Genomic DNA, 26,090 nt, shown 5'->3' with positions numbered 1-26,090 from the left:
CGACATGTACGACTATACGTGCCGCGGGGTGGGCCCGCAAATCGGCTACCCGGCGGGCTGCCCGGCGGGCTGCTCGGCCGGCTCCTCGGGGGCCACGGCGCCCTCGGTGTCGGGGGTGACGACGCCCTCCGCCTCGAGCGCGCGCTCGATGGCGTCCTGCAGCCGCTCCTGGGCCTCACCGTAGGAGGTCCAGTCGCCGTCCTGCAGCGCCTGCTGGGACTCCTGGACCGCCTGGTTGGCCTCGTCGAGGGCGTCCTCGAGGGTGCCGCCTCCGGCCGGGGCCTCCGCACCGTCCTCGCCGGCCGCGTCCGGCGTGCCGGCCTCGGCGTCCTCGACCCCTGCACCGGCCGAGGTCTGCGCGCCGGAGTCCCCGCCGAAGACCTCGTCGAGCGCCTCGTTGAGGGTCGGGGCGAAGCCGACCTCCTCGCCGAAGCCGACGAGCACGCGCCGCAGCGTCGGGTACGCGGCGTCGCCCGAGGACTGGACGTAGACGGGCTGGACGTAGAGCATGCCGCCGCCCGCGGGCAGCGTGAGCAGGTTGCCGTTGATCACCTCGGACGCGCCCTGGCGGAGCAGGTTGAGCTCCGTCGAGACGTCCGTGTCCGAGTTGAACAGGTTCTGCGCCTGGCCGGGACCGGGCACCACGGAGGACCGCGGCAGCTCGAGCAGGCGCAGCGTGCCGTACTCGTCGCTCTTCACCCCGTCCTCGCCGGTGCCGGCGTCGGAGTTGGCCGAGAGATAGCCGTACATCACGTTGCGGGTGTTGCCCGTCTCGGACTGCTGCGGGATGAAGGACGTGGTGAGGGAGAAGTTGGCCTCGTCCTCGCCCGGCATCCGCATGGACAGGTAGTACGGGGGCAGGGCCACGTCGCTGTCCTGGGTCGGGTCGTTGGGCACGGACCACACGTCGTTCTCGCTGTAGAAGTCGTTCGCCTCCGTCACGTGGTACTCGTTGAGCAGCTCCCGCTGGACCTTGAACATGTCCTGCGGGTACCGGACGTGCGCCATGAGCTCGGACGACATCTCGGAGTAGGGCCGGAGCGTGTTCGGGAAGACGTTCTGCCACGCCTTCAGCACCGGGTCCTCCTCGTCCCACGCGTAGAGGGACACCGAACCGTCGTAGGCGTTGACCGTCGCCTTGACCGAGTTGCGGATGTAGTTGACCCGCTCCGGCGGCAGGGTCGCGGCGGCGCCCTGGGCGGTCTGCGTGTCCTGGGTCGCCTCCTGCAGCACCGCGGGGGTCGAGTACGGATAGGCGTCCGACGTGGTGTAGGCGTCCACGATCCACTGCACCTGGCCGTCGATGATGGCCGGGTACGGCGAGCCGTCGACCGTCAGGTACGGGGCCACCTTCTCGATGCGCTCGCGCGGGTCCCGGTCGTAGAGGATCTGGGACTCGGGGCGCACGGCGTCCGAGAGCAGCAGGTCCGAGGACTGGAACTTGATGCCGTAGGCGAGGCGGTTGAAGAAGTTGCCGATGCTGGGCCCGCCGTCGCCGGCGAACGTCGTCTTGGCATCGCCCGCCTCGTCGCCCGCCGTCTGCGGGCGGTCGAGCTCGAGCGGCTCGTCGCCCTCGCCGCCGCCGACGATCGAGTAGTTCGGGGAGTTCTCGCCGAAGTAGATCCGCGGCTCGTAGTCGTCCGAGATCACGCCGTCCGAGGGGATGCCGGCCTGCATGAACTGCGGCTTGCCGTCCGCCTCGACCCGGCTGCCGTAGGCCGCGACCACGCCGTAGCCGTGGGTGTAGACCACGTGCTGGTTGTACCAGCCCTGGTTCTGCTCCGGGTTGAGCTCACGCGCGGCGATCACCGTGTCCTGCACCTCGCCGTCGATCTCGTAGCGGTCGACGTTGAGGGTGTCCGGGAACTGGTAGTACGGCCGGAACTGCTGCAGCTGGGAGAACGCGGCGGAGACCACGTTGGGGTCCAGCAGGCGGATGTTCGACGTCGTCTCGGTGTCCTGGCGCAGCGCGCCCTGCTCGGTCTCGGTCGTGGCGTCGTAGGACATGACCTCGGTCTCGTCCAGCTCGTAAGCCATCCGCGTGAGCTCGATGTTGCGCTGGATGTACTGGCTCTCCAGGGCCTGCTCCGTGGGGGTGACCTGGAAGCGCTGGACGATCCAGGGATAGATCCCGCCGGCCACCACGGCGACCACGAGCAGCATCGCGGTGCCGATCACGGGCAGCCGCCAGCGGCCGATGAAGGAGGCCACGAGGAACAGGATCGCGACGATCAGCGCGGCCGCGGCGAGGATCGCCTTGGTCGGGATCACGGCGTTGACGTCGGTGTAGAGGGCACCCGTCCACGTCCCGGACGTCGACTGGAGCGTGGAGTACCGGTCCAGCCAGAAGTTCGCGGCCTGGAGCAGCAGGAACACTGCGGCCAGGATGCCCAGCTGGACGCGCGACGCCCGCGTGGTGTCGAGCCCGCGCTCGGTGATCCGGATGCCGCCGTAGACGTAGTGCATCAGGATCCCGGCCACGGCCGCCAGCAGGACCGCCGAGACGAGGAAGCCGATGAGGAAGCGCAGGAACGGGAGGGTGAAGACGTAGAAGCCGATGTCGAGGCCGAACTGCGGGTCCTCCTGGCCGAACGGCTCCTGGTTGAGGAACAGCAGCACCGTGTCCCACTGGGTCATCGCCGTGCTGGCGGCGAAGAGCCCGAAGAGCACGGGCACGGCCACCATGACGATCTTGCGGACCGGCTCCAGGGCCTCCTGGTAGCGGCGCAGGTTGTCGTCGACGATGGACTCGGCCGTGATCGGCCGGTGCCGGTAGGCGAGGAAGAGGCTGGCGAACATCAGCGCCGCGACCAGCACGGCCGCGACCACGAAGATCACGATCTTCGTGACGTTCTCGGTGACGAAGACGCTGAGGTAGCCCAGCTGGTCGTACCACGTGACGTCCGTGTAGAGCTGCGTGAGTCCCACGAAGGCGGCCACGAGGACCAGGACGACCACGACCGTCGGCCACAGCGCACCCCGTTTCCGCCGCTCTCCTGCTGGCTGCTGCCTCGGTGGTCGGGGGGCTGTTGATCCGGCGGTCACTGGTTACCTCTGCCTTCGGCGTCGTTCGTCAGGTGTGGTGCGTGGTGTCGTGGGGCGGGTGCTGCGTGCGGACGGGACGCTGGGCCCCGCGGGTCGCCGGGGCACCCTGTCCATTCTGCCCGGGGGCTTCTCGGGGGTGCAATTGCGCACACGGCCCTCGTCATGGGCCGGTGCACCCGGGCAGGGCCGCGGGGTCCTCGCCGCGCCCGACCGCCTCGGCCGCGGCCACGGCGTCGTCGAGGGTGCGCACGGACACGGCCGTCAGGCCCTCCGGGACGTGCCCCTGCGCCTCGGCGCAGTTGCCCTCCGGGACGAGGAAGACCTTCGCACCGGCGGCGGAGGCCCCCTCGAGCTTCTGCCGGATGCCGCCGATGGGGCCGACCTCGCCGCCCGGGGTGATCGTGCCGGTCCCGGCGACGTGCCGGTCCCCGGCGATCGAGCCCGGCGTCAGCTCGTCGACGAGCCCGAGGGCGAACATCATCCCGGCGCTGGGTCCGCCGACCTCGTCGAGCTCGAAGGCGACGTCGATCGGGAAGTCGTAGGCGGCCATGAGGAACACGCCGAGCTGCCAGTTCCCGGACGCCTCGTCGCGCACGGTGTCCACCTGGACGTCGCGCGCCGCCCCGTCGCGCTCGACCTGCAGGGTCACACCCCGCTCCCCCGCCGCATCGAGGGCCGCCTTGAGGGAGGGCAGGGAGGTGATCGGCTCCCCGTCCACGCCGAGCAGGGCGTCGCCGTGCTCGAGCGTGCCTTCCGCGGGACCGCCCGGCACGGTGTCCTGCACCGAGAGCCGCGTGTCGAAGTCGAGGTCCAGGTGCGCCAGGGCGGCGGCGACCGAGTCGTCCTGCGAGGTGCTCATGGCCAGCATGCTGCGCTCGGCGACCTCGTCGCCCGAGACGTCCCGGGGGTAGAGGCTGTCGGCCGGGACGACGGAGGCGGACGGGTCGAGCCACGAGCCGAGGACGGTGAGGACGTTGACGTTCTTGTTCGGGCCGCCGGAGACGTAGACCGTGGTCAGGTCCAGGACGGACTCGCTCGGGTAGGTCGGGGCGCCCGAGACCCCCAGCAGCTGCCGGCCGTCGTGCTCCCCCACGGTGTTGAACGTCGGCCCGGGCGCCTCGATCACGTAGGGCGCCGGCAGCACGGTCCCGGCCAGCAGCAGGCCGGCGGACCCCAGCAGCGACCACGACTCCAGGCTGCGGCGGCGCAGGGCACGGCGCGGGCGGGGGGAAGCGGTCACGGGCGGTCCTCGGCGGTCGTCGTCGGGGGGACCGGGGCCGCGAGGCTCCCGGTCCGGACGGTTCAGCCTATCGCGCGCACCCTCCCCTGAGCTTCCAGCGAACTGGGAGTTGGCTCATGGTCGGTGCCGTCCGGTGCTCGCTACGCTGGGGACAGAGACGTCGGGCGCGCTCGCGCGGCCCGAACCCCGACCCGACCGAAGAACGGTGGACCCATGACTCCCCAGCCTCCCAACGACCGCTCCGGGAACACCCCGGGGGACGACTCCGGCGACGAGCGCAAGGACCCGTTCCAGGAGATGCTCGAGCGTCTCATGGGACAGAGCGGGATGAGCCCCGAGGACCTCCAGCGCGCGGGCATGCCGGTGGACCCCCAGGCGATGTCCATGATGTTCCAGCAGATCCAGTCGATGATGGGCGCCGGGGCGTCCGAGGGACCGGTCAACTGGAAGCTCGCCCACGACCACGCCCGGCAGATCGCCGCAGCGGACGGCGACCCGTCCGTGACGCCCGCCCAGCGCGGCGCGGTCGAGGACGCGATGCGTCTCGCCGAGCTGTGGCTGGCCGACCACACCGAGTTCGGCCAGACCTCCGTCCGCCCCCAGGCCTGGTCCCGGGCGGAGTGGATCGAGGCCACCCAGGACACCTGGAAGGACATGACGGGCCCCGTCGCGGAGTCGGTGACCACGGCGCTGACGGACGCGCTCACCCAGCAGCTGCCCCCCGAGCTCTCGGCCATGATGGGCGGCGCCTCCGGCATGCTCGCCGGCGCGGGCGGGATGCTGTTCGGGATCCAGCTGGGCCAGGCCATCGGCGGGCTGTCGCGCGAGGTGCTGTGCTCGACCGACATCGGCCTGCCGCTGGCGGAGGGCCGGTCGGGGCTGCTGCCCGCCAGCATCAAGGAGTTCGGGGAGGGGCTGGACATCCCGGCGCAGGAGATCATGCTCTACGTCGCCGTGCGCGAGGCCGCCCACGTCCGGCTGTTCACCGCGAATCCGTGGCTGCGCCAGCACGTCCTGGACCTGATCAAGCGCTTCTCCGCGGGGATCCACATCGACATGGCCCGCATCGAGGAGGCCGCGCGGGACATCGACCCGATGGACCCGTCCAGCATGCAGGACGCCCTGTCCTCCGGGATCTTCGCCCCGCAGCAGACCCCGGACCAGGAGGTCACGCTCAAGCAGCTCGAGACGGTGCTCGCCCTCGTCGAGGGCTGGGTGCACGTGGTGACCGTCGCCTCGACCGCCAACCTGCCCTCCGCGGAGGCCCTCTCCGAGACCGTCCGGAGGCGCCGTGCCTCCGGTGGTCCGGCCGAGCACGCGTTCGGCTCCCTCGTGGGGCTCGAGCTGCGCCCGCGCCGGCTCCGCGAGGCCGCACGGTTCTGGCAGTACGTCGGCGAGCGCCGCGGCGTGCAGGACCGGGACGGCCTCTGGGACGCCCCCGAGCTGCTGCCCACCGACGAGGACCTGGACGACCCCGCGGGCTTCTCCGAGCGCCGCGGGCTGCTGACCGCCTCCGAGGACGAGGTGGACGCCGCGCTCCAGCGGCTGCTCTCCGGCGGCTACGAGGGTCCGGACGACTCCGGGCGGCCGGAGGGCGACGAGCCGCAGGACGGTGACGGCTCCCGCTGACCCTCCTCCGCGCGGCCCCCGTCCCGGTGCGCCCAGGCGGCACCGTCGAGGAAGGCCCGGGCCCTCTCGGCGTGGGGGTAGCGCGCCTCGAGCTCCCGGAACCGGGGGCTGTGGTCGGCCTCGAGCAGGTGCGCGAGCTCGTGCACGAGCACGAAGTCGAGCACCCACTCCGGGGCGTCCTGGAGCTGGGCCGAGATGCGGATGACGCCGGTCGCCGGCGTCGCGGAGCCCCACCGGGTGTGCTGCCGCGCCGACCAGCGCACGTCGGAGGGCCGGGCCCGGCCGTCCAGGTGGCGGTGGGACAGTTCCTCGGCGCGCCGCAGGAGGCGGTCCCCGGAGCGCCGGTCCGCTCCCTTGGCCGCCTCCCGGCGCCGGCGCTCCACCACCCGGGGCACGAGCTCCCGGGTCCAGTGCTCGATCTCCCGCCGGGTGGCCGACTGGGGCACCGACAGGACCACGGTGTCCTCGCTCCAGTGCGCGGAGACGGTCTTGCGACGACGGGCGGAACGGCGCACGACGACCTCGGGCTGCGACGGTACGGGCATGGGGTCATTGAACACGCCGGCGGTGCCCGTCGCGAAACGGCGGCGCGCCCCCATGTGCACGGCCCCGCGACGTGGACAGTGGACGGGCGGGCGGCGGGTGCACGGCGGACACGGTGCGGGGGACAGTGTCCACGTCCCGCCCTCGCGTCCCGGAAGGCGTCCCGTGCCCACCACCCCGTTCCCCGGCCCGCGCCGGGGCGCCCAGCCCGCCCCCGAGCTGCTCCTGTCCTGCCTCGAGCGTCCCCGCCCGGAGGAGGTGCACGTCCTGCTCCTGGGTCTCGACGGCCTCGCGGCGGCCCTGGCGGTCCGGCTGCTGCGCTGCGGGGTGCTCGGACTCAACGTCAACGATCCGGGGCCCGTGACGGCCGCCGACCTCGGGACGGGCGCCTATCGGCCGGAGGACGTCGGACGGGCGCGGGATGCGGTCCTGCGCGGGAGGCTGCGCCGGCTCGATCCCCGGTGCGCGCCCGTCAGCGCTCCGGAGCTGTTCCCCGGTGCCCTGCTGCCGGGCACCGTCGTGGTGCACAGCGTGGAGCGCCCGGCACCGGGCAGCCGGCCGGGACCCGGCACGAGGGAACCGGAGGCGTGGGCGGGGCTCGACCCCCGGCACCCGCTCGTGTCGGTGCACCACGACGACGGGGTGCTGCTGCGCTGGCCCACGGTGCCGTGGGCGCACCGGCCCTGCCCGGACTGCGTGCAAGCGACCCTCGGGGGACGGCACGAGGAACGGCACGGGGGCGGACCCGGCGGCCCGCCGGCCGGGGCCCCGGACGCCGTCCTCGCCGCGTGGGCCGCACCCGCCCACGCCGAGGCCGTCGCGGTCCGCCTGGCCGTCGAGGTGCTGGCCGTGGCCCTGGACTCGCTGTGCGGCGGTGACCTGCGCGGGCGGGACCCCGAGGCCGGGGTGCGGCACGGGCCCGGGCACGCCACGCTCTTCACCCCGCCGTGGCCCGACGAGGTGTCACGGCTGCGGATCGACCGGCACCGGTGTCTGTGCGGACTCGGTCAGGAGTGAGCGCGGGCGCCGCGCCCGCGGGGCCGGCGCTCGGCCGGGCGGTCCCCCTGCGCCTCGCGCAGGGCCTCGAGGAAGCGTGAGGGCTTGCGCGTGGGCCTCCCGCCCGGCGTGCGGGACAGGGTCCAGGAGAGCACCAGGTGCTCCCGGGCCCGGGTGATGCCCACGTAGAGGAGCCGGCGCTCCTCGTCGATCTCGTCCGCCGTCTCGGCGAAGCCGATGGGCACGAGCCCCTCGCTCAGACCCGCCAGGAACACGGCGTCCCACTCCAGTCCCTTGGCCGAGTGCAGGGACGCCAGGGTCACGCCGTTCATCACCGGGGCGTCCTGCTGGGCCATGCGCCGCTCGAGCTCCGCGGCGAAGGCCGGCAGGAGGAAGTCCTCCCCGCGGGCCGCGGTCTCCGCCGCCATCCGGTCCGCGAGGGAGACCAGCGCGGCCAGCGACTCCCACCGCTCGCGCACCGCCCCGGTGGAACGGGGGGCCCGGTCCGAGTAGCCCAGGGAGGAGAGGATGTCCCGCACCAGGCGCGTGGGCTCGTCCGTCGCCTCGGCGGCCCGCGCCGCGGTGCGCAGCTGGACCACGGCCTGCTTGACCTCCGGCCGGTTGAAGAACCGCTCCGTGCCGCGCAGCTGGAAGCCGATGCCCGCCTCCGCGAGAGCGGTCTCGAAGGCCTGCGACTGCCCGTTGGTGCGGAAGAGGACGGCGATCCCGGACGCGGGCACGCCGTCGTCGATCAGGTCCTGGATGCGCGCCGCCGTCCCGGCGGCCTCCGCCTCGTCGTCGGCGTACTCGTTCCAGGACGGGCGCGGCCCGTCCGGGCGCTGCGCCACGAGCCGCAGCGGGGTGGCCCAGGCGCCGGGGGTCGATCCCCGTGCCGGCCGGCGTGCCGCCAGCAGGCGGTTGGCGGTCTCGACGACCTGCGGGGTGGAGCGGTAGTCGCGCACGAGCTCGATCACCCGGGCCTGCGGGTGCCGGGCCGGGAACTCCAGCAGGTGCCGGGAGGTCGCACCGGTGAAGGAGTAGATCGTCTGGGAGGCGTCGCCCACCACGCAGACGTCGTCCCGGCCGCCGAGCCAGGCGTCCAGGAGGCGCTGCTGGAGGGGGGACACGTCCTGGTACTCGTCGACGACGAAGTGCCGGTACTGCTCGCGCACGGTCGCGGCGACCCGCTCGTCCTCCTCGAGCACGGCCACGGTCAGCAGCAGGACGTCCTCGAAGTCGATGAGCTGCCGGTCGGTCTTGAGCTCCTCGTAGGACTGGTACAGGCGCTGGACCGTGCGCACGTCGTAGTTCAGCGGCATGTCCCGCCGGGCGGCGCGGGAGGGGTAGGTGTCCGGGGTCAGCATGGACACCTTGGCCCACTCGATCTCGGCGGCGAGGTCCCGCACGGCCGCGCGGTCCGTGGACAGGCGCATGTTCTGCGCGGCCTCGGTGATGAGCCGCGCCTTGTGCTCCACGAGCCCGGGCAGGGGCCCGCCCACGGCCTGCGGCCAGAAGTACTGCAGCTGGCGCAGGGCGGCGGCGTGGAACGTGCGGGTCTGCACCCCGGAGGCTCCGAGACCGCGCAGCCGGTTGCGCATCTCGTTGGCCGCCCGGGCGGTGAACGTCAGGGCGAGGACCTTCTGCGGGGTGTACACGCCCGTGGCGATGCCGTACGCGATCCGGTGCGTGATGGCCCGGGTCTTGCCCGTGCCCGCGCCCGCGAGCACGCACACGGGCCCCCGCAGCGTGGTCGCGACCTCCCGCTGCTCGGGGTCCAGGCCGGAGAGGATGCGCTCCTCCAGGGTCGACTCCAGGTCCGCGTCGGTCCCGAGCCCGGCCCCGCCGGCGGTCACCATGCGGTCTCCGGCAGGTCCTCGCCGAGCCAGTGCTCGATGAGCGCGTGCGCGATGGAGACCCGGCCGGGGAGGGTGACCGCTCCGGTGCGCGCCGCCTCCCGCAGCTGGACCCGTGTGAACCAGCGCAGCTCCAGGATCTCCTGCCCGTCGGGGACGGCGGCGCCGGAGTGCACGACGGCCCGGCAGCCGAGCATCAGCGAGCGCGGGAACGGCCAGGGCTGGGAGCCCAGGTACTGGACGTCCCCCACGACCAGCCCCGCCTCCTCCGCGACCTCGCGGACGACGGCCTGCTCCAGGGACTCCCCCGGCTCCACGAACCCGGCCAGGGTCGAGAACCGGTTGCCCTTCCAGAGCGCGGAGCGGCCCAGCAGGAGCCGTTCGCGGGCGGGGTCGGGGTCGCCGTCGCTCACGGCCACGATGATCGCGGGGTCGGTGCGCGGGAAGTGCAGGGAGTCGTCGTTGCGGCACTGCCTCGCCCATCCCGACCGGACCACCTCGGTGGGCTCCCCGCACTGCGGGCACCGGGGGTGGTCCCGGTGCCACAGGCCCACCGACTGCGCGGTCACGAGCAGCGAGACGTCCGCGACCGGGAGCACCGGGCCCAGTTCCCGCAGACCGGCCCAGCGCAGGTCCCCGGCGCGACCGGCGGCGCACGCGGTCACGGCCGCCACGAGGGGCTCGGGCACCGCGAAGGGCTCGGCCGCGGCGTCCTCGCTCCCGGGCTCGGGGGCCGCGACGGACCGCAGGAGGACCTGTGGTCCCCGCGCGCCGTCGGCCCCGGGCAGCCGGCCGAGGTAGACCTCGGGGCGGCGCGGGTCGTGGGGGACGGCCGGTACCTCGGCCGCGGGCACCAGGAGCAGGGTGTCGCCGAGCACGGGGGCGAGCCCGCCGGCGAGCACGAGCACGAGCGTGGCGGGGTCCTGCGCGGCCTGCGCGCGCACGTCGTGCAGCTCGCGGTCGACGGCGTCGCGGTCGAAGGCCGTCGCCGCGAACGGCAGGCGGGACGCCGAGAGACGCTCGGGGGCGGGCACGGGGCGGGAGCCGGCGGGGGGCTCGGGAGCGGTGGAGGCGGGCACGTCCCCACTCTAGCGATCCGGACGGACCCCGGGGCCGGGACCGGCGGGACCGGGGACGACGGCGGTGCCCCGCGCCCTGCCTCTTGTAGGGTGGACGCCGTGAGCACGTCCCTCGAGCACCTGGCCGCCGTCGCCGCCGCAGGCGTCCCCGGACTCGCGCCCGTGGCCGTGGGGCCCTCCCCGGACGACGACGCGGACTTCCGGTCCGCCGTGGTCGTCGACGCCGCCGGGCGGCGCTTCCGGGTGCGGTCCCCGCTGAGCCCCGAGGCGAGCGTGCGCCTGGAGACCGAGCACCTCGTGCTGCGCTCCTTCACCCCGGCGGTCCGCTCCCGCCTCCCGTTCCTGGTGCCCACGGCCGTGGGGTCCGTGGCGGACGGGGACCTGCACGCCTTCGTGCACTCCCACCTCGAGGGCGCCCCGCTGGACATCGACGCGCTCGCCCGCATGGCCGCCGACCCCGATCCCGAGCACCACCGGCACGTGCCCAGCGCCGATCCGCCCCCCACGCTCGCCGTGCAGCTCGGGCGGCTGCTGGCCGCGATCCACGCGCTGCCGCCCGCCCTCGTCCTGGACGCCGACCTGCCGGGCTACACCGCCGAGCAGTGCCGGCAGCGGCGCCTCGTGGAGCTGCGCCGGGCCGCCGGGACCGGGCGGGTGCCCGCCGCGCTGCTGCACCGCTGGGAGCGCGTCCTGGAGGACCGCGCCGTGTGGGAGTTCCGGCCACGGGTGGTCCACGGGGACCTGCAGGAGGACGACCTGGTGATCTCCCGCGGACGGGTGCGGGGGGTGACCGGGTGGACCGACCTGCACGTGGGCGATCCCGCCGAGGACTTCGCGTGGCTCATCGCGGCCCGCGACGCGCGTCTCGCCGAGGGTGTGCTCGACGCCTACGCCGCGACGTGCCGCGCGGCGTCCTTCCGGGCGCCCGACTGCGCACCGGATCCGCACCTGCTGGACCGTGCCCGGCTGGACGCCGAGCTCGCCCTGGCACAGTGGCTGGTGCGCGGGGTGGAGCGCGGCACGGGATCCACGGTGGCGGACGCGGAGCGCATGCTGGCCGTCCTCGCGCAGGACGTCGAGCGGCGCCCCGCCACGGCCCCTTCCCCGGTCTCGGAGTCCGACGCCGCCCCCGCTGCGGCTCCGGCGGACCCGGCCCCCGCGGATCCGGCCCCCACGGATCCGGTCCCCGCAGATTCGGCCGTCACGGACCGGGCCCCCCGGCCCGGACAGGGGCCGGTTCCCCGCGCCGGCGGCAGCCCCGGCTAGGACGGCCGGCGGTTCCGCCGCGGGACCCGTGGACCTCCTCGCGGGCGCGGCGGCGTCAGGGACGCAGGACCACGTCGTAGGCCTCGCGGACCACCGCCTCGAGCTCGTCCGCCCCGGAGAGGTCGTGCGGGCGGACCACCCGGTCCTCGGCCACGTAGTAGAAGGCGGCCGTGACCTCCTCGAGCGGGACCTCCCGCAGGCGGGACCACGCCAGCCGGTACACGGCCAGCTGCGCCGACCGCTCCCGCAGCTCCCGTCCGGACGGTGCGCGTCCCGTCTTCCAGTCGACCAGCTCCCACGTGCCGTCGCCGTTGCGGAAGACGGCGTCCACCCGGCCCCGGACGGTGATCCCGGCGATCGGGGTCTCGAGGGGGAACTCCACCGCGTGCGGCTGGCGGTCCGCCCACGGGCTCGACCGGAACGTGGCGGCGAGCTCGGGGAGGTCGTGGGCCGCGTCGACGTAGTCGTCGGCGCCCCCGGGCAGCTCCCCGACGTCGAAGATCGCGGAGCTGCCGTAGTACTGCTCGATCCAGGCGTGGAAGGTGGTGCCGCGCCGCGCCGCGGTGCCCGGCCGGCGCGGCATGGGCCGGCGCAGCCCGGAGACCACCTCGAGCGGGTCGCGCGCCAGCGCCACGAGGGTCGACGCCGACACGTGGGAGGGCATGGGGACGCTCCGCTCGGTCCGGCCGTCCTCGTGGCGGGCGAGCAGGATCCTGGCCTCCTCGGACCACCGGCGCGGGTCGGGCGCACGACCGTCCCGGTCGGCGACGCCGAGCAGGTCCTCGACGTCCAGGTCCGCCGTGCCCTCGAAACCGCGCTCCCGGACCGCACGGGCGGCCCGTTCCAGCACGGCCCGGCGGCCGAGGTGCGGCGGTGGGCTCACGCGCACGGCGCTCTCCCCGCGCTCGTCGGTCACGGTCTCGGTGACCTCGGGCCCCTCCAGCGGGTCGTACGGCCACGGCGCGCTGAGCACGGTGGACGCGGCCGGGTTGCGGGCTCCCTCCGGCACCTGCGCCCAGGGACCGAGACGCACGGACGGCGCCGCCCCCTCGGTCAGCGGCGCCAGCTCCGAGATGAACACGGAGGGCTCCCGGCTTCTCACCGCCGTGCCGCGGAAGACGGTGCTGGACAGCTCCAGGACCGTCCGCGCCCGCGTCACGGCCACGTAGGCCAGACGGCGCTCCTCGTCCTCGGCGTGCTGGGCGGCGAGCTCCAGGAACTCCGCGTGGGACTCCTCGAGGGCCTTGAGGTCCGTCGTGTCCACGGCCCACTGCGGCAGGAACCGGGCGTCGCCGCGCAGCGGCCAGGCCAGGGCACCGGTGTCGAGGGTCCAGCGGGCGGGGTTGTCGGTCGGGAAGTTGCCGGCGTTGAGGCCCGGCACGTAGACGTGGTCCCACTCGAGGCCCTTGGAGGCGTGCACCGTGACGAGCTGCACGGCGTCGTGCCGCGTGCGGTCGGGACCGGGCTCGAGCCCGTTCTCCTCGGCGAGCGTGACGTCGAGCCACGCGAGGAAGGCCGAGACGTCGCTCGTGGCGGCGGACGCGGCGAAGGACTGGGCCGCCTCCTGGAAGGCGTCCAGGTTGCGCCGTGCCTGGTGGGCCGGGCGGTGGGGGTGCGCGGCCACCTCCACGTCGAGCCCGAGGACCGCCTCGATCTCGTGCAGCAGGCTCGGCAGGTCGTCGGAGAGGAAGGAGCGCAGGTGCTCCAGTTCGGCCCGCAGCCGGGTCAGGCGTCCCCGTGCGACGTCGGAGAGGGTCCGTGCGTGGGCGGAGGCCCAGCCGGGCCGCGGCAGCGTCTCGAGGGCCTCGATCAGTGACGCGTGGTCGGAGAGGTCCGGCTCGACGAGGGCGTCCTCCTGCGCCTCCTCCGTGGTCACCGGGCTCTCGAGGTCCTCGGCGCGGCCCGCCTGTGCGGCCTCCGTGCGCCGGCGCTCCAGGTGCGACGCCCAGTCGGCCAGGGCCATGAGGTCCCGGGTCCCGATCCGCCAGCGGGCGCCCGCGAGCAGCCGCACCAGGGCGTCCGAGCGCCCGGGGTCGTCCAGCACCCGGAGGGTCGCGACGACGTCGGAGACCTCCGGGGTGCTGAGCAGCCCGCCCAGGCCCACGACCTCGTAGGGGATGCCCCGGGCGGCGAGCTCCCGGCGCACGGGCTCGATCTGGGAGCGCTTGCGGCAGAGCACCGCCATGGTGGGCATCTGCTCCTCCTCCTCGCCGCGGTGCTCCTCCCGGCGGGCCCGCACCCGCTCCGCGAGCGCGACGGCCTCCTCGACGTCGGTGGTGTACCTGCTGATCCGGACGTGCCCGGTCCCCGCCCCGGGCCGCGGGGTGAGTTCGGGGACGGTGAGGGACGAGGTGCTGCGCGCCCACGCCGGCAGGGTCCGCAGGGGCGCGGCGACGGTGTTGGCGACGTCGAGGATGCTCGCGTCGTTGCGCCACGCCGTGGTGAGGAAGCTGGGCTCCCCGTCCTGGCCGGGCGCGACCGGGAAGGAGTCGTGGAAGCCGAAGAGCTGCCCGGACGACGCGCCGCGGAAGCCGTAGATGGACTGCTGGGGGTCGCCCACGGCCATCACGGAGTGGCCGTGCCCGAAGAGGGCGGAGAAGAGCCGCAGCTGCGCGTGGGAGGTGTCCTGGAACTCGTCGAGCAGCACCACGCGGTGCCGCTCCCGTTCGGCCCTGCGGGCGGTCGGGTCCTGCTCGGCCAGCCGCGCCGCGGCGGAGAGGAGGTCGCCGAAGTCCATGGCCTGGGCCTCGTGCTTGCGCCGGGAGAAGTCGGCCACGAGCTCGGCGAGGACCCACGCGGTGCGCTGGTTGCCCTCGATCCGCTGCAGCTGGGCGCCCAGGGTCCTCTTCCGGCGCCCGGGAGGCGTCGTGGCGAACTCGCCGAGCAGCTGGGCCGCGAAGCGCCCCACGTCCGCCGGTTCCACGAGGTGCTCCGCGCACGCGGAGGCCAGGCCGAGGACGGCGCCGACCATGGTGGACTTCGCGGGCATGGCCTCGAGCAGCTCCCCCGTCCACGCCTCCACGGTCTGCGCGGCGATCTGCCACGTGCGGGCCTGGCCCAGCAGCGTGGTGTCCGGCTCGAGCCCGATCCGCAGCCCGTAGTTGCGCACCAGCGTGTTGGCGTAGGAGTGGTAGGTGCTGACCGTGGGGTCCTGGGGAGCCGCCGGGACGTCGTCGTCCTCGTCGCTCCCGGCCCCGGCCGGGACGACGAGCCCCTGGGCGCGCAGCCGGGCCAGCCGGGAGCGCATGCGCTCCCCCAGCTCTCCGGCGGCCTTGCGGGTGAAGGTCACACCGAGGACCTGGTCCGGTGCCACGACGCCGTTGGCCACGAGCCAGACCACCCGGTCGACCATGGTGGCCGTCTTGCCCGAGCCCGCGCCCGCGACGACCAGCCGGGGGGTGAGCGGCGCGGAGATCACCGCGGACTGCTGGGGCGTGGGCCGGTTGCCGCCGAGCAGCTCGGCGAGCTCCTCCGGGCCGTACCGGGGCTCGACGCCGCCGTACGGGTGCTCGGCCGGATCGCGTCCGGTCCCGTCGGCGGTGGCGCCGGGGATTTCCGTCACGGGTGCTGTCTCCTCCTGCCGTCCGGGTGGAACGGCTCCGGGGGCCGTCCTCACGGTTCGCTCACCTGCCGTCCCTCGGCGCACAGCGGGCAGATCTGCGGCAGCTTGCACCCGTGCCCGTTGAAGGCGCCCTCGGCCTGGTCGTGGCGGGCGACGAAGCGCTCCCCCGCCACCAGCTCCGCGGCGCGCGTGATCAGGTCCCGGGCCCACGAGGCGTCCGGGTCCAGGGGATCCTGCTGCTGCACCGAGGGGGACTTCGCCCGGGTGCCGAGCTGCACGAGCAGGGCGCCGCCGGACAGCTCCGTCACGGTGCCGCCGGGCAGCTCGAGGACGGTCTCCTCGTCCCCCGCCACCATGGCCGTGCCCGCCCCGGCCGTCAGCGCCACCTGGTAGGCCGCCAGCTGCGGGTGCTCGGCGATGCCCGTCCCGCGGGGCTGGGTGCGGCCGGTCTTGAGGTCGACGACGACGTAGCGGCCCTGCTCGTCCAGCTCCAGCCGGTCCACCCGGCCCCGGAGCAGGGCGTCCCGTGCCCGGCCCTGGACGAGCACGCTGAAGGACCCCTCCACGGAGGCGAGCCGCCGGCCGTGTGTGCTGCGGGCGTCCAGGACGTACTGGGCGAACTTGCGCAGCATCTGCCGGGCGCGCTCCAGCTGGACCGCGGCCTCCCAGGTGTCGGGCAGTCCCAGCTCGGGCCAGCGGCGCTCCAGCTCGGCGACGAGCTCGGAGCCCGAGGCCTCCGGCAGCTCCTCGGCGATCGCGTGCACGAGGGAGCCGAGGCTGCGGCTGAGGTCGGTCGCGGCCTCGGCCCGTGCGGCGGCCACGAACCAGTCGAGCGGGGACCGGTGGATGGTCTCGATCCGGGACGGGGAGACGGGCACCGGGACCCCGTCGTCGAAGACGGGCGCCGTGCTGGAGAGCTCCGCCGCCCCCCACCAGGTGTCGGGGTCGGCGCCGGGGACCGGTCGCGGTGACGAGGCGATGCGGTGGAGCAGCCGTGCCGCGGCCTCGGCGCGCACCGGGTCCTCGTCGTGCAGCTGGACCCACTGCCGCAGCTCGGCCACGAGGGCGCGCAGCGTCATGGGCCGCGGGGCGTCGACGACGGGCCGCGCGCCGTCCCCGGGAACGGCCCCCGGGGGGTCGACGAGGTCGAGGAACTCCGAGGGCTGCTCGTCCTCGTCGGAGGCGGCCGTGACCACGAGCGTGCCCCGGCTGCGGGACACGGCGGCGGAGAAGGAACGCAGCTCGTCGTGGCGGACCTCGCGCATCCGGGTCACCGGCGTGACCCTCGCCGCCTGCTCGACTCCGAGGTCGAGGGCGTCCGTGAGCAGGTCCGCGCCGAGCAGCTGACCGCGCAGACGGGTGTTGGGCCACACCCCCTCCTGCAGGCCGGCCACGAAGACCACCGGCCACTGCCGGCCGGCCGAGGTGGCCGGTGTCATGATCTCGACGGTCTCGTCGGTCGGGGCCCGGGCGGCCAGGGTGTCCATGGGCAGCTCCTGGCTGTCGATGTAGTCGAGGAACTGTGCGGGGCTCGCCCCGGGCAGGTGGTCGACGTAGCGCTCGGCCGCCTCGAACAGCCCCACCACGGCATCGAGGTCGCGGTCGGCCCGGTCTCCCGCCGGGCCGCCCTCGAGGGCGCGGCGGCGCCAGGACTCGGCCACCCCCGCCGCCTCCCACAGCGCCCACAGCACGGTCTCGGCCGTGGCGCCCTCCTCCCGGAGGGCGCGGGTCCCGGCCGTGAGCATCCGGGCGATCCTGCGGGCCGGCACGGAGCGCGCACCGGCGGCGTCGAGCGCTCCGGGCGCCACGAGGGCCTCGACGAGCAGGTCGTCGCTCGTGCGCCGGCCGCCGGCGGCGAGCTCCTCCGCCCGGAGCCGCTGCCGCAGCCGGCGCACGTCCATCGGGGAGGCGGCGCCGATCCGTGAGGAGAGCAGGTCGACGGCCGCCTGCACCGTGAGGGCTGCGAACCGCCCGTCCTCGCCCCCGTCGCCGGACACCGCGTCCGCCTCCGTCACGATGCGCAGGGCGCCCAGCAGGGGCCGCACCGCCGGTTCGTCGCGCACCGGCGTCTCCGCCGCGGAGGTGCTGACCGGCACGCCCAGGGCGGAGAGCTGGCGCTCGAGTCCCTCCAGGTAGCGTCCGTTGCGCACGACCACGGCCATGTCGGCCAGCGGCACGCCGTGCACCAGGTGACGCTCCAGCACCTGGTGCGCGATCCAGCGGGCCTCGTGCAGCGGCGACGAGAGCACCACCGCGGTGACCTCTCCCTGCCCCGTGCCGCCGACGGCGCCGCCCGCTCCGGGGCCCTCCACCCGGGCGCCCACCGTCCCGTCGTCCACCGTCCCGGGGCTCGCCGGTCCGATGTCCCCGGCGGGCCGCAGAGCGCGGGGGTGCCGGGCTCCGGCGACGGCGGGGATCCGTTCCGCGACCCGCTCCCAGGCCGCGGCGACGGCCGCGGGCATCCGCCGGCTCGTGCTCAGCAGGTGCCGCCGGAGGGGCCTGGCGGGCTCGCCGAGCCGGTCGTCGAGCGTGCGCAGCAGGTCCGGCCGGGCACCGCGGAAGCCCTGCACCACGGTGTCCGTGCAGACGGTCAGGACGGTGTCCCGTCCCCGGCACAGCACGCCCAGCAGGCGGTGGATCGAGGGCGTCGCCTCGTGCAGGTCGTCCACGAGCACCAGGTCCAGGCGCTCCTGCTCGGCCCGGAGGAACTCCGGCTGCTCCTCGAGGACCCGTGCGGCCTCGGTCACCAGGGCGGCGGGGTCGTAGGCCTCCGGCATCCGCAGCCGGCGCACGGCCTGGTACTCGGCACGCATCGTGGCGGCCGCCGCCCAGTCCGGGCGGTCGAGCCGCCGGGCGAGGACGCGGAGGTCGTCGGGGTCGAGGTCGTACTCGGACATCCGGTCGAAGAGCTCGCGCACCTCCTGCCGGAAACCCCGGGTGCCCAGGGCCTCCCGCAGGTCCGGCGGCCACACCACGGCGGCTCCCACCCCCGCCGCGTGCCCGGCCATGAGCTCACCGATGAGGACGTCCTGCTCGGGGCCGGACAGCAGCTTGGGACCGTGGGCGACCCCCGGGAGCAGCCCCTCGTTCTGGGCCCGCCGGAGCAGGTCGAAGGCGTAGGACTGCCACGCGCGCACGGGCGGGGAGCTCATCGTCGCCGCGACGGCGGCGGTGAGGTCGTCCCGCAGACGGGCGGCCGAGAGCCGGGACGGCGTCAGCACGAGCAGCCGGTCAGGGTCGAGTCCCTGGGCGATCCGGCGGGCCGCCAGCTCGACGAGGACCCGGCTCCGGCCGGTGCCCGGTCCCCCCAGCACGAGCCGCGGACCGCACCCGGCGGGCAGGCCGGCGATCTCCTCCTGCTCGGCGCTCGGGCGCCACGGGGTGCGCTCCGGCCCGGAGCCGTGCGGGGGCACCAGGTTCCAGCGCACCGGCCCGGTCCCGGGCGCGACGGGACTCGGGGTGGGGGGGCTGTCCTGGGAGTGCCGCATGGATCTCATCCCATCACGGAGCTCCGACGGTCTAACAGTCCGTTCCACGTGCCCGGAGCGCCCGTCGGGAGCCGCTCGGGCCGGCGGCGGCCGCTCGTCGTCGGCCGTCCGGGCCGCACGCGCCCGGTTCCTCGCGGAGGAGCCACGCTGGGTGCTCCGCGGCAGGAGGGCGCACGGGGTCGGAGACGGGCGGTACGGTGGGTGCCATGTCCTCGTCCCCGGGCCCCGCCGGCCCCACCGACCAGCTGCCCCTGTTCGACGCCGCCCCGCTGCGCGCCACGCGGCCCGCTCCGCCGGCCGCCGACGACACCGCGGAGCAGGACGTGCTCTTCGACCTCGAGGAGCCGTCCGGCGCACCGGGGGGCGCCCCCGCGTGGACCGAGGGTCCGCGCGCCTCCTTCGACCTCGAGACGACCGGACGCGATCCGCACACGGCCCGCATCGTCACGGCGTCCGTGGTGCGCACCGACGCCACGGGCGCCGTGGTCGACGAGTGGGAGTGGCTGGCGGACCCGGGGGTGGAGATCCCCGAGGAGGCGGCCGCCGTGCACGGGGTGAGCACCGAGCGGGCCCGTGCCGAGGGGCGGCCCGCCGCGGAGGTCGTGGCGGAGATCGCCGGCGTCCTGGACGCCCTCTTCACGGCGGGGACGCCCGTGCTGGTGTTCAACGCCTCCTACGACTTCACGGTCCTCGCCCACGAGGGCCGGCGCCACGACGTCGAGGTCCCGCAGCCGTTCCCGGTCCTGGACCCCTACGTCCTCAACAAGCAGGTGCACCGGTACCGGCGCGGGAAGCGGACCCTCGGGGCGCTGTGCGAGGAGTACGGGGTCGATCTCACCGCGGCGCACACCTCGGCGGCGGACTCGCTCGCCACGGAGCGGCTCGCCGTGCTGATGGCCGGCCGGTTCCCCGAGCTGGTGCGCCCCGCGCCCGACCTGCACGCCGACCAGGTCGGGTGGGCGGCCGAGCAGGCCGCGAGCCTCCAGGAGTACTTCCGCCGGACCCGTCCCGACGCGGTGGTCGACGGCGCCTGGCCGCTCCGCCGTCCCGAGGACGTCTGAGCGCTCCCCGGGACGGCGGCGGAACCCCGCTCAGGCGGCCGGCCGAGCCTCGGCGGCCGCGCGGGCCGCGGCCGGCAGGGCGGAGACGATCCGGTCCATCGCGGCGTCGTCGTGCGCGGCGGAGAGGAACCAGGCCTCGAACACCGACGGCGGCAGGTAGACCCCCTGGTCCAGCATCGCGTGGAAGAACGCCGGATAGCGGAACGTCTCCTGCGACCTGGCCTGCGCGTAGTCGTGCACCCCGGTGGCGGAGGTGCCGAAGGCGACCGAGAACAGGCTCCCGGCCGACTGGATCGAGTGGTCGACGCCGGCCTCCGTGAGCGCGGAACGCACGGCCTCCTGCAGCTGCGCCGAGCGCCGGTCGACCGTCTGGTAGGCGATCCTGTCGGCGGTGCGCAGGGTCGCCGCGCCCGCTGCCATGGCCACGGGGTTCCCGGACAGGGTCCCGGCCTGGTAGACCGGGCCCAGCGGCGCCAGGTGGTTCATCACCTCAGCCCGTCCGCCCACGCCGGCGACCGGCAGACCGCCGCCGATGACCTTGCCGAACATGAACAGGTCCGGCTCCCAGCCGTCCTCCCCGGCGGCGGTCAGCCCCCAGTAGCCGGCCTCGTGCACCCGGAACCCGGTCAGCACCTCGTCGAGGACCATCAGGGCCCCGTGCTCACGGGTGATCCGGCGCAGACCGGCGTTGAAGCCCTCGACGGGGGTGACCACGCCCATGTTGGCGGGTGCGGCCTCGGTGATGACCGCGGCGATCCGGCCGGGGTGGGCGGCGAAGGCCTCCTCCACGGCGGAGAGGTCGTTGTAGGGCAGCACGAGGGTCTCGGCCGCGGTGGCCGCGGTGACCCCGGCGGAGCCGGGCAGGGCGAGGGTCGCGACGCCGGAGCCCGCCTCGGACAGCAGGGAGTCCACGTGCCCGTGATAGCACCCGGCGAACTTCACGACGAGATCCCGGCCGGTCACCCCGCGCGCCAGTCGGATCGCGGTCATGGCCGCCTCGGTGCCGGTCGAGACCATGCGCAGCTCGTCGATGGCGCCGATCCGCTCGACCACGAGCTCGGCGAGCTCGGTCTCGCCGCGCGTCGTGGCCCCGAAGGACAGACCCCGCTCGACGGCCTCGTGGACGGCCTCGATGACCGCCGGGTGGGAGTGCCCGACGAGGGCGGGCCCCCACGAGCAGACGAGGTCGACGTACTCGCGGCCGTCGGCGTCGGTGAGGTACGGCCCCTTGGCCGCGGTGATGAAGGGCGGGGTGCCGCCCACGGAGGCGAAGGCCCGCACCGGGGAGTTGACCCCGCCGGGCATGACCCGGCGCGCACGGTCGAAGAGTTCCTGGGAAACGCTCATGGGTTCTGTCTGCTTCCTTTCGCCGGGGTACCGGCTTCGGGGACGGGGGGAAGGGTCAGGAGAGGCCGTTCTCCTCGCGGAACCAGTCCGCGAGCTCGACGGCGAAGTAGGTGAGCACGGAGTCGGCCCCGGCCCGGCGGATGGACAGCACCGACTCCTGGACGGCGGCCCGCCGGTCGATCCAGCCGTTGGCGGCGGCGGCCTCGATCATGGCGTACTCGCCCGAGATCTGGTACGCGGAGACGGGCACCGGGGACACCTCGGCGACGTCCCGGAGGATGTCGAGGTAGCTCATGGCGGGCTTGACCATGACCATGTCGGCGCCCTCGTCGAGGTCCAGCTGCAGCTCGTGCAGCGCCTCCCGGCGGTTGGCGGGGTCCATCTGGTAGGTGCGGCGGTCGCCCTGCAGCTGGGAGTCCACGGCCTCGCGGAACGGGCCGTAGAACGCCGAGGAGTACTTCACGGAGTAGGCCAGGACGGCGACGTCGGGACGGCCCGCCCCGTCCAGGGCGGAGCGGATCACGCCGACCTGGCCGTCCATCATCCCGGAGGGGCCGAGCACGTGGGCGCCCGCCTCGGCCTGGGCCACGGCCATCCGGCCGTAGATCTCCAGGGTCGCGTCGTTGTCCACGGTCCCGTCCTCGGCCAGGACGCCGCAGTGGCCGTGGTCGGTGAACTCGTCCAGGCACAGGTCGGCCATGACCACGAGGTCGTCGCCGACCTCGGCGCGGACGGCACGCAGGGCCCGGTTCAAAATGCCTTCCGGATCGCACCCCGCGCTGCCCTCGGGGTCCCGCTCGGCGGGCACGCCGAAGACCATGAACCCGCCGAGGCCCTTGGCCGCCGCCTCGGCGGCGGCCCGCCGGAGGGAGTCCATGGAGTGCTGGACGACGCCCGGCATGGAGCCGAGCGGGGCCGGCTCGGAGAGTCCCTCGCGGACGAACACGGGCAGGACGAGGTCGGCCGGGTGGACCCGGGTCTGCGCGGCGAGGCGGCGCACGGCCGGGGTGGTCCGCAGCCGTCGGGGCCGGGACACCAGGTCGTGGCGCGGGGTTCGGTGGGTCACGGAGTTCGTCTCCTCGGTCGTCGGGATCGGTGTCGGCGGAGCTGGTGTCGTCGGAGCCGGTGTCGTCGGAGCCGGCGTCGGCGGTGCAGGTGCCTGCGGTGCGGAGCGCCCGGCCCGTCCCGGGGTCGCGAGGGCCCGGGCGAGGGCGTCGACGATGCCCTCCGGGGTCGGCAGCGACGCGGCCACGGACGGCAGCCCGTGTCCGGCCGCGGCGCGCCGGGTCGGCTCGCCGATGGCCACCAGGACGGTGCCGGCCAGGACGGCCGGGTCGTCGCCCACGAGCTCGGCGAGGTGCGACGGCGCCGTGAGCACCACGGCGTCGACCTCACCCGCGGCGAGGGCCGTCAGCAGGGCCGGTCGCCCGAGCACCTCCAGGTCGTCGTCCGGTGCGGTCCGGGCGAGGGGTTGGGCCGCCGGCCAGGGCACGGTCTCGTATGCCGTCGCCGTCAGGACACGGTACCCCCTGGCGGTCAGCCCCGCCTCCAGGGTGGGTCGCGCCCGGGCGGAGAGCGGCAGCAGCACGGTCCCGGGCTCGGGCTCGCACGGCCAGTCGGCGAGCAGACCGGCCGCCGAGTGCGACGTGCCGGGCACGAGGTCCGGCGGCAGTCCCGCCGCCGTGAGCGCCGCGGCCGTGGCCTCCCCCACGGCGGCGACGCGCAGACCCTCCCGTCGCGCGGCGGCGCAACGGGCGCCGAGCCCCGCACCGGCAGGGTCCCCGGCGACCGCGTGCAGGGCCCGCACCGTGTTGACCGAGGTCACCGCCAGCCAGGTCCGGCCGGCGGGCCCCGGGGCGGCGGCCCGGTCCAGGAGGGCAGCCAGTCCGCCGGTGTCCCCGGGCAGGGTCGCCTCGAGCAGAGGGGCGAGCCGGACCAGGGCGCCGTGCCCGCGCAGCAGCCCCACGAGCTCCCCGGCGCGGTCGGCGGAGCGGGTGACGACGACCCTGGCACCGCGCAGGGCGGTGCCGGGGTCGGCGGGCCGATCGGCCGGGCCGGGAGGCGGCACGGGGCTCAGAGCGTCAACCGGGCCAGTCGGCCGGCGCCGTCGGCGAGCAGGTCGTCGGCCAGCCGGGTGCCCAGGTCGCGGGCGGCCTCGACGGTGCGCTCCACCGTGCGGCCGCTGCTGCGCAGGAGCCGGCTGCCGTCCGGGTCGGCCACGACGGCGTCGAGCACGAGCTCCCCGTCCTCGAACCGCCCGAAGGTGCCCACGGGGGCCGCGCACCCGGCCTCGAGCCGGGTCAGGAGCGCCCGTTCCGCGGTCACGGCCAGCCGGGTCTCCAGGTGGTCCACCGCGGCGAGGCCTGCGGTGAGGGGGGTGTCGCCGGAGGCGTCCTCGGCGCGGCACTCGAGGGCCAGGGCACCCTGTCCGGGGGCGGGAAGCATGACGGACGGGTCGATCAGCTCGGTGATCGCGTCCTCCAGGCCGAGACGCCGCAGCCCGGACGCGGCGAGCACCACGGCGTCGAGGTCACCGGGGGCCACCCGCCCCAGCCGGGTGCCCACGTTGCCGCGGATGTCGACGATCTCCAGGTCCGGGCGCGCCGCGCGCACCTGCGCCGCACGGCGCGGGGAACCGGTGCCGACCTTCGAACCCGGGGGCAGACCGGTGAGGCCCAGACCGTCGCGGGCGCAGAGGGCGTCCCGGGGATCCTCCCGCTCCGGCACCGCGGCGACCTCCAGGCCCGGCACGGGTGCGGTGGGCAGGTCCTTGAGGGAGTGCACGGCCAGGTCCACGGAGCCGGCCAGCAGCGCGGCCCGGAGCGCCGTGGCGAAGACCCCGGTGCCGCCCATCTGGGACAGCGGACCGGTCAGGACGTCGCCCTCGGTGCGGATCGTGACGAGCTCGGGCTCCAGCCCGCCCGCGGCCGCGACGGCACGGGCCGCCGTGGTGGTCTGGGTGAGCGCGAGCCGGGAGCCGCGGGTCCCGACCCGGAAGGCCGGGAGCGCCTGCGCCGCGGCCGTCACGTCCACCGCACCTCCCCGGCCGCGTCGAGGTCGACCGGGATCGGCTCGCCGTGGGGGCGCTGCGCGATGGTCGGACGGGGCCCGGTGGCGCCGCGCAGCACCTTGACGCAGCAGTCCGGGGCGCAGTCGTCGAACCACGTGCCCCGGGCGCACGCGGAGACCCGGGGCGGCGCCGTGCGCCCGGCGATCCGCTGCTCCACGAGGTCCGCGAGCCCTGCCACGAACGCGGGGTGCGTTCCCGCGGTGGGGGTGCGCACGGCCGGGAGACCGAGCCGCTCGCAGGTCTCCAGGGCCTCGGTGTCGAGGTCCCACTTGACCTCCATGTGGTCGGAGACGAAGCCCAGCGGCACCAGGACCGCGCCGGCCACCCCCCGGTCGGCGACCTCCTCGAGGGCGTCGTTGACGTCCGGCTCGAGCCACGGCACCTGCGGGGGGCCGGAGCGGGACTGGTACACGAGGTCCCAGGTGTGGTCCCCCAGCTCCTCGAGCCCCACGCGCTCCAGCACGGTCCGGGCCACGGCCAGGTGCTGGGCGACGTAGGCCGAGTCCTCCTCGAAGTCCATCCGCGCCGGGCCGGAGGCCTCGGCGTCGGTCGTGGGGATGGAGTGGGTGCAGAACAGGACGGCGATCCGGCCGCCGTCCGCGCCGAGACGCCGGCGCACCTGCGCGAGCCCGTCCCGCAGACCCTCGACGAAGGGCTGCACGAAACCCTCCGAGTCGTAGTACTGGTGGACCTTGTCGACGTGCATCTCGTCCGTGAGGCCGAGCTCCTCGAGGGCCACGCCGTAGTCCTCGCGGTACTGCCGGCACCCGGAGTAGCTCGAGTAGGCGCTCGTGGCGAGCACCAGGAGCCGGCGCATCCCGCGGGCGTGGCACTCCCGCAGCACGTCACCCACGTAGGGCGCCCAGTTGCGGTTGGCCCACAGCACGGGCACGCTCAGTCCCCGGCCGAGCAGCTCGGCCTCGAGGGCGGAGCGCAGGGCGCGGTTCTGGTCGTTGATGGGACTCACCCCGCCGTTGGCCCGGTAGTGGGTGGCGACCTCCTCGAGCCGCTCGTCCGGGATGCCGCGTCCCCTCGTGACGTTGCGCAGGAACGGCAGGACGTCGTCCTGGCCCTCGGGCCCTCCGAAGGACGAGAGGATGACGGCGTCGTAGTCCTCGGGGGCGTGCGCCCGGGCGCGGGACAGGGCGTTCTCGGCGCTCATCGGAGCACCTCCGCGATCTCGTCGGTGCGCAGCCGGCGGCCCGTGTAGAACGGCGTCTCCTCGCGCACGTGCAGCCGGGCCTCCGTGTTGCGGAAGGCCCGCATGACGTCGACGAGGTCGACCAGCTCGGGGGCCTCCAGCGCCAGCAGCCACTCGAAGTCGTTGAGCCCGAAGCACGCGATGGTGTTCGCGAGGACCTGCGGGTAGTCGCGCGCCGCCATGCCGTGGTTGCGCAGCATCTCGCCGCGGCGCTGGGGGTTCATGTAGTACCACTCGTAGGAGCGCACGAACGGGTAGACGCACACCCAGTCCTCCGGGGGCACCCCGCGGGCGAACGACGGGGAGTGGTTGCGGGTGAACTCGGCGTCCCGGTGGACCCCCATCGCGTTCCAGACCTGCTCGGTGCCCGCCAGGGGTCCCGTGCGGCGCAGCCGGCGGACCGCCGACTGCAGCGCGCGCGGGTCGTCGCCGTGCAGCCACGTGAGGACGTCGGCGTCCTCGCGCATCCCCGAGACGTCATAGGCTCCGCGCAGCGTCACGCCCTCTGCCGCCAGCTGCTCGACGACGCCGTCGAACTCCGCGGCGGCGGAGGCGTCCTCGTCGGCCGTCCGGGCCTCGGAACGGCCGGCGGGGCGCGCGAAGACGGACCAGACGGCCCAGTGCAGCCGGTCCGGGCCACCGTCCTCCCTGGGCTCGGGCCGGGCGGCGGGATCGCCGCCGGGCTCGTGGGGGCTGGTGTCGTGGGACAA

General features: G+C 75.1%; 16 protein-coding genes and 1 pseudogene. 4 read left to right on the top strand and 13 right to left on the bottom strand.

What is annotated here, in order from left to right:
* Window positions 1–45: 45 nt before the first annotated feature.
* Window positions 46–3,045 carry a UPF0182 family membrane protein gene (locus ACH9D3_RS14825; RefSeq protein ID WP_396411518.1) on the bottom strand — a complete coding sequence of 1,000 codons (3,000 nt, stop codon included), beginning with the start codon at window positions 3,043–3,045 and terminating at the stop codon, window positions 46–48.
* 160 nt (window positions 3,046–3,205) lie between these two features.
* Entirely contained in the window at window positions 3,206–4,285 is a 1,080-nt protein-coding gene (locus ACH9D3_RS14820; protein ID WP_396411517.1) for a S16 family serine protease, read from the bottom strand.
* A 213-nt stretch (window positions 4,286–4,498) separates the two neighbouring features.
* Between ACH9D3_RS14820 and ACH9D3_RS14815 the strand changes: the two genes are divergently transcribed.
* Window positions 4,499–5,914: a zinc-dependent metalloprotease gene (locus ACH9D3_RS14815; protein ID WP_396411516.1), complete on the top strand. Its 1,416-nt coding sequence runs from the start codon at window positions 4,499–4,501 to the stop codon at window positions 5,912–5,914.
* On the opposite strand, the gene ACH9D3_RS14810 is transcribed toward ACH9D3_RS14815, so the two are convergent.
* Window positions 5,845–6,459, bottom strand: a complete 615-nt coding sequence (locus ACH9D3_RS14810; protein ID WP_396411515.1) for a YgjP-like metallopeptidase domain-containing protein — start codon at window positions 6,457–6,459, stop codon at window positions 5,845–5,847. The genes ACH9D3_RS14815 and ACH9D3_RS14810 overlap by 70 nt on opposite strands.
* 163 nt (window positions 6,460–6,622) lie before the next feature.
* Here ACH9D3_RS14810 and ACH9D3_RS14805 point away from each other — a divergent pair, with 163 nt between their 5' ends.
* Complete coding sequence (locus ACH9D3_RS14805; protein ID WP_396411514.1) at window positions 6,623–7,474, top strand: hypothetical protein; 852 nt, start codon at window positions 6,623–6,625, stop codon at window positions 7,472–7,474.
* Here the strand turns inward: ACH9D3_RS14805 and ACH9D3_RS14800 are convergent.
* Together ACH9D3_RS14800 and nudC are read right to left on the bottom strand one after the other, a co-directional pair.
* Entirely contained in the window at window positions 7,465–9,309 is a 1,845-nt protein-coding gene (locus ACH9D3_RS14800; protein WP_396411513.1) for a UvrD-helicase domain-containing protein, read from the bottom strand. The two genes, ACH9D3_RS14805 and ACH9D3_RS14800, sit on opposite strands and share 10 nt — an antisense overlap.
* Window positions 9,303–10,385, bottom strand: coding sequence for an NAD(+) diphosphatase (gene nudC, locus ACH9D3_RS14795; RefSeq protein WP_396400197.1), 1,083 nt, complete (start codon window positions 10,383–10,385; stop codon window positions 9,303–9,305). The genes ACH9D3_RS14800 and nudC overlap by 7 nt, the downstream gene beginning before the upstream one ends.
* A 99-nt stretch (window positions 10,386–10,484) precedes the next feature.
* Here nudC and ACH9D3_RS14790 point away from each other — a divergent pair, with 99 nt between their 5' ends.
* Window positions 10,485–11,651 (top strand): phosphotransferase, encoded by a 1,167-nt coding sequence (locus ACH9D3_RS14790; protein ID WP_396411512.1) that lies wholly within the window; start codon window positions 10,485–10,487, stop codon window positions 11,649–11,651.
* A 55-nt stretch (window positions 11,652–11,706) separates the two neighbouring features.
* On the opposite strand, the gene ACH9D3_RS14785 is transcribed toward ACH9D3_RS14790, so the two are convergent.
* Window positions 11,707–15,213 carry a UvrD-helicase domain-containing protein gene (locus tag ACH9D3_RS14785; RefSeq protein ID WP_396411511.1) on the bottom strand — a complete coding sequence of 1,169 codons (3,507 nt, stop codon included), beginning with the start codon at window positions 15,211–15,213 and terminating at the stop codon, window positions 11,707–11,709.
* 50 nt (window positions 15,214–15,263) lie between these two features.
* Entirely contained in the window at window positions 15,264–18,701 is a 3,438-nt protein-coding gene (locus ACH9D3_RS14780; RefSeq protein ID WP_396411510.1) for a PD-(D/E)XK nuclease family protein, read from the bottom strand.
* Window positions 18,702–18,907: 206 nt separating this feature from the next.
* Between ACH9D3_RS14780 and ACH9D3_RS14775 the strand changes: the two genes are divergently transcribed.
* Window positions 18,908–19,762 carry a 3'-5' exonuclease gene (locus ACH9D3_RS14775; protein WP_396411509.1) on the top strand — a complete coding sequence of 285 codons (855 nt, stop codon included), beginning with the start codon at window positions 18,908–18,910 and terminating at the stop codon, window positions 19,760–19,762.
* A 30-nt stretch (window positions 19,763–19,792) separates the two neighbouring features.
* Here the strand turns inward: ACH9D3_RS14775 and hemL are convergent, their stop codons facing one another.
* From hemL to hemQ, 6 genes and pseudogenes are all read right to left on the bottom strand, one after another.
* Window positions 19,793–21,109, bottom strand: coding sequence for a glutamate-1-semialdehyde 2,1-aminomutase (gene hemL, locus ACH9D3_RS14770; RefSeq protein WP_396411508.1), 1,317 nt, complete (start codon window positions 21,107–21,109; stop codon window positions 19,793–19,795).
* 55 nt (window positions 21,110–21,164) lie between these two features.
* Window positions 21,165–22,175, bottom strand: a complete 1,011-nt coding sequence (gene hemB, locus ACH9D3_RS14765; RefSeq protein WP_396411579.1) for a porphobilinogen synthase — start codon at window positions 22,173–22,175, stop codon at window positions 21,165–21,167.
* 162 nt (window positions 22,176–22,337) lie between these two features.
* Window positions 22,338–23,075: pseudogene (locus ACH9D3_RS14760) on the bottom strand (uroporphyrinogen-III synthase); the annotation flags it as partial.
* Window positions 23,076–23,182: 107 nt separating this feature from the next.
* Window positions 23,183–24,142: a hydroxymethylbilane synthase gene (gene hemC, locus ACH9D3_RS14755; protein ID WP_396400191.1), complete on the bottom strand. Its 960-nt coding sequence runs from the start codon at window positions 24,140–24,142 to the stop codon at window positions 23,183–23,185.
* Window positions 24,133–25,341 carry a ferrochelatase gene (locus tag ACH9D3_RS14750; RefSeq protein WP_396400190.1) on the bottom strand — a complete coding sequence of 403 codons (1,209 nt, stop codon included), beginning with the start codon at window positions 25,339–25,341 and terminating at the stop codon, window positions 24,133–24,135. The genes hemC and ACH9D3_RS14750 overlap by 10 nt, the downstream gene beginning before the upstream one ends.
* Window positions 25,338–26,090: a hydrogen peroxide-dependent heme synthase gene (hemQ, locus tag ACH9D3_RS14745; RefSeq protein ID WP_396411507.1), complete on the bottom strand. Its 753-nt coding sequence runs from the start codon at window positions 26,088–26,090 to the stop codon at window positions 25,338–25,340. Before hemQ ends, ACH9D3_RS14750 begins: the two co-directional genes overlap by 4 nt.

Origin of the sequence: Kocuria kalidii, assembly GCF_044462225.1 — a bacterium.
Lineage (GTDB): Bacteria > Actinomycetota > Actinomycetes > Actinomycetales > Micrococcaceae > Kocuria > Kocuria kalidii.
The sequence above is the reverse complement of the archived record's forward strand: the minus strand, read 5'-3'. Positions and strand labels throughout refer to the sequence as shown.

Coding starts and splice junctions, on each gene's coding strand:
- ACH9D3_RS14815 (WP_396411516.1), top strand. CDS start 4,499: ATGACTCCCCAGCCTCCCAACGACCGCTCCGGGAACACCCCGGGGGAC.
- ACH9D3_RS14810 (WP_396411515.1), bottom strand. CDS start 6,459: ATGCCCGTACCGTCGCAGCCCGAGGTCGTCGTGCGCCGTTCCGCCCGT.
- ACH9D3_RS14800 (WP_396411513.1), bottom strand. CDS start 9,309: ATGGTGACCGCCGGCGGGGCCGGGCTCGGGACCGACGCGGACCTGGAG.
- ACH9D3_RS14780 (WP_396411510.1), bottom strand. CDS start 18,701: ATGCGGCACTCCCAGGACAGCCCCCCCACCCCGAGTCCCGTCGCGCCC.
- ACH9D3_RS14775 (WP_396411509.1), top strand. CDS start 18,908: ATGTCCTCGTCCCCGGGCCCCGCCGGCCCCACCGACCAGCTGCCCCTG.
- hemL (WP_396411508.1), bottom strand. CDS start 21,109: ATGAGCGTTTCCCAGGAACTCTTCGACCGTGCGCGCCGGGTCATGCCC.
- ACH9D3_RS14750 (WP_396400190.1), bottom strand. CDS start 25,341: ATGAGCGCCGAGAACGCCCTGTCCCGCGCCCGGGCGCACGCCCCCGAG.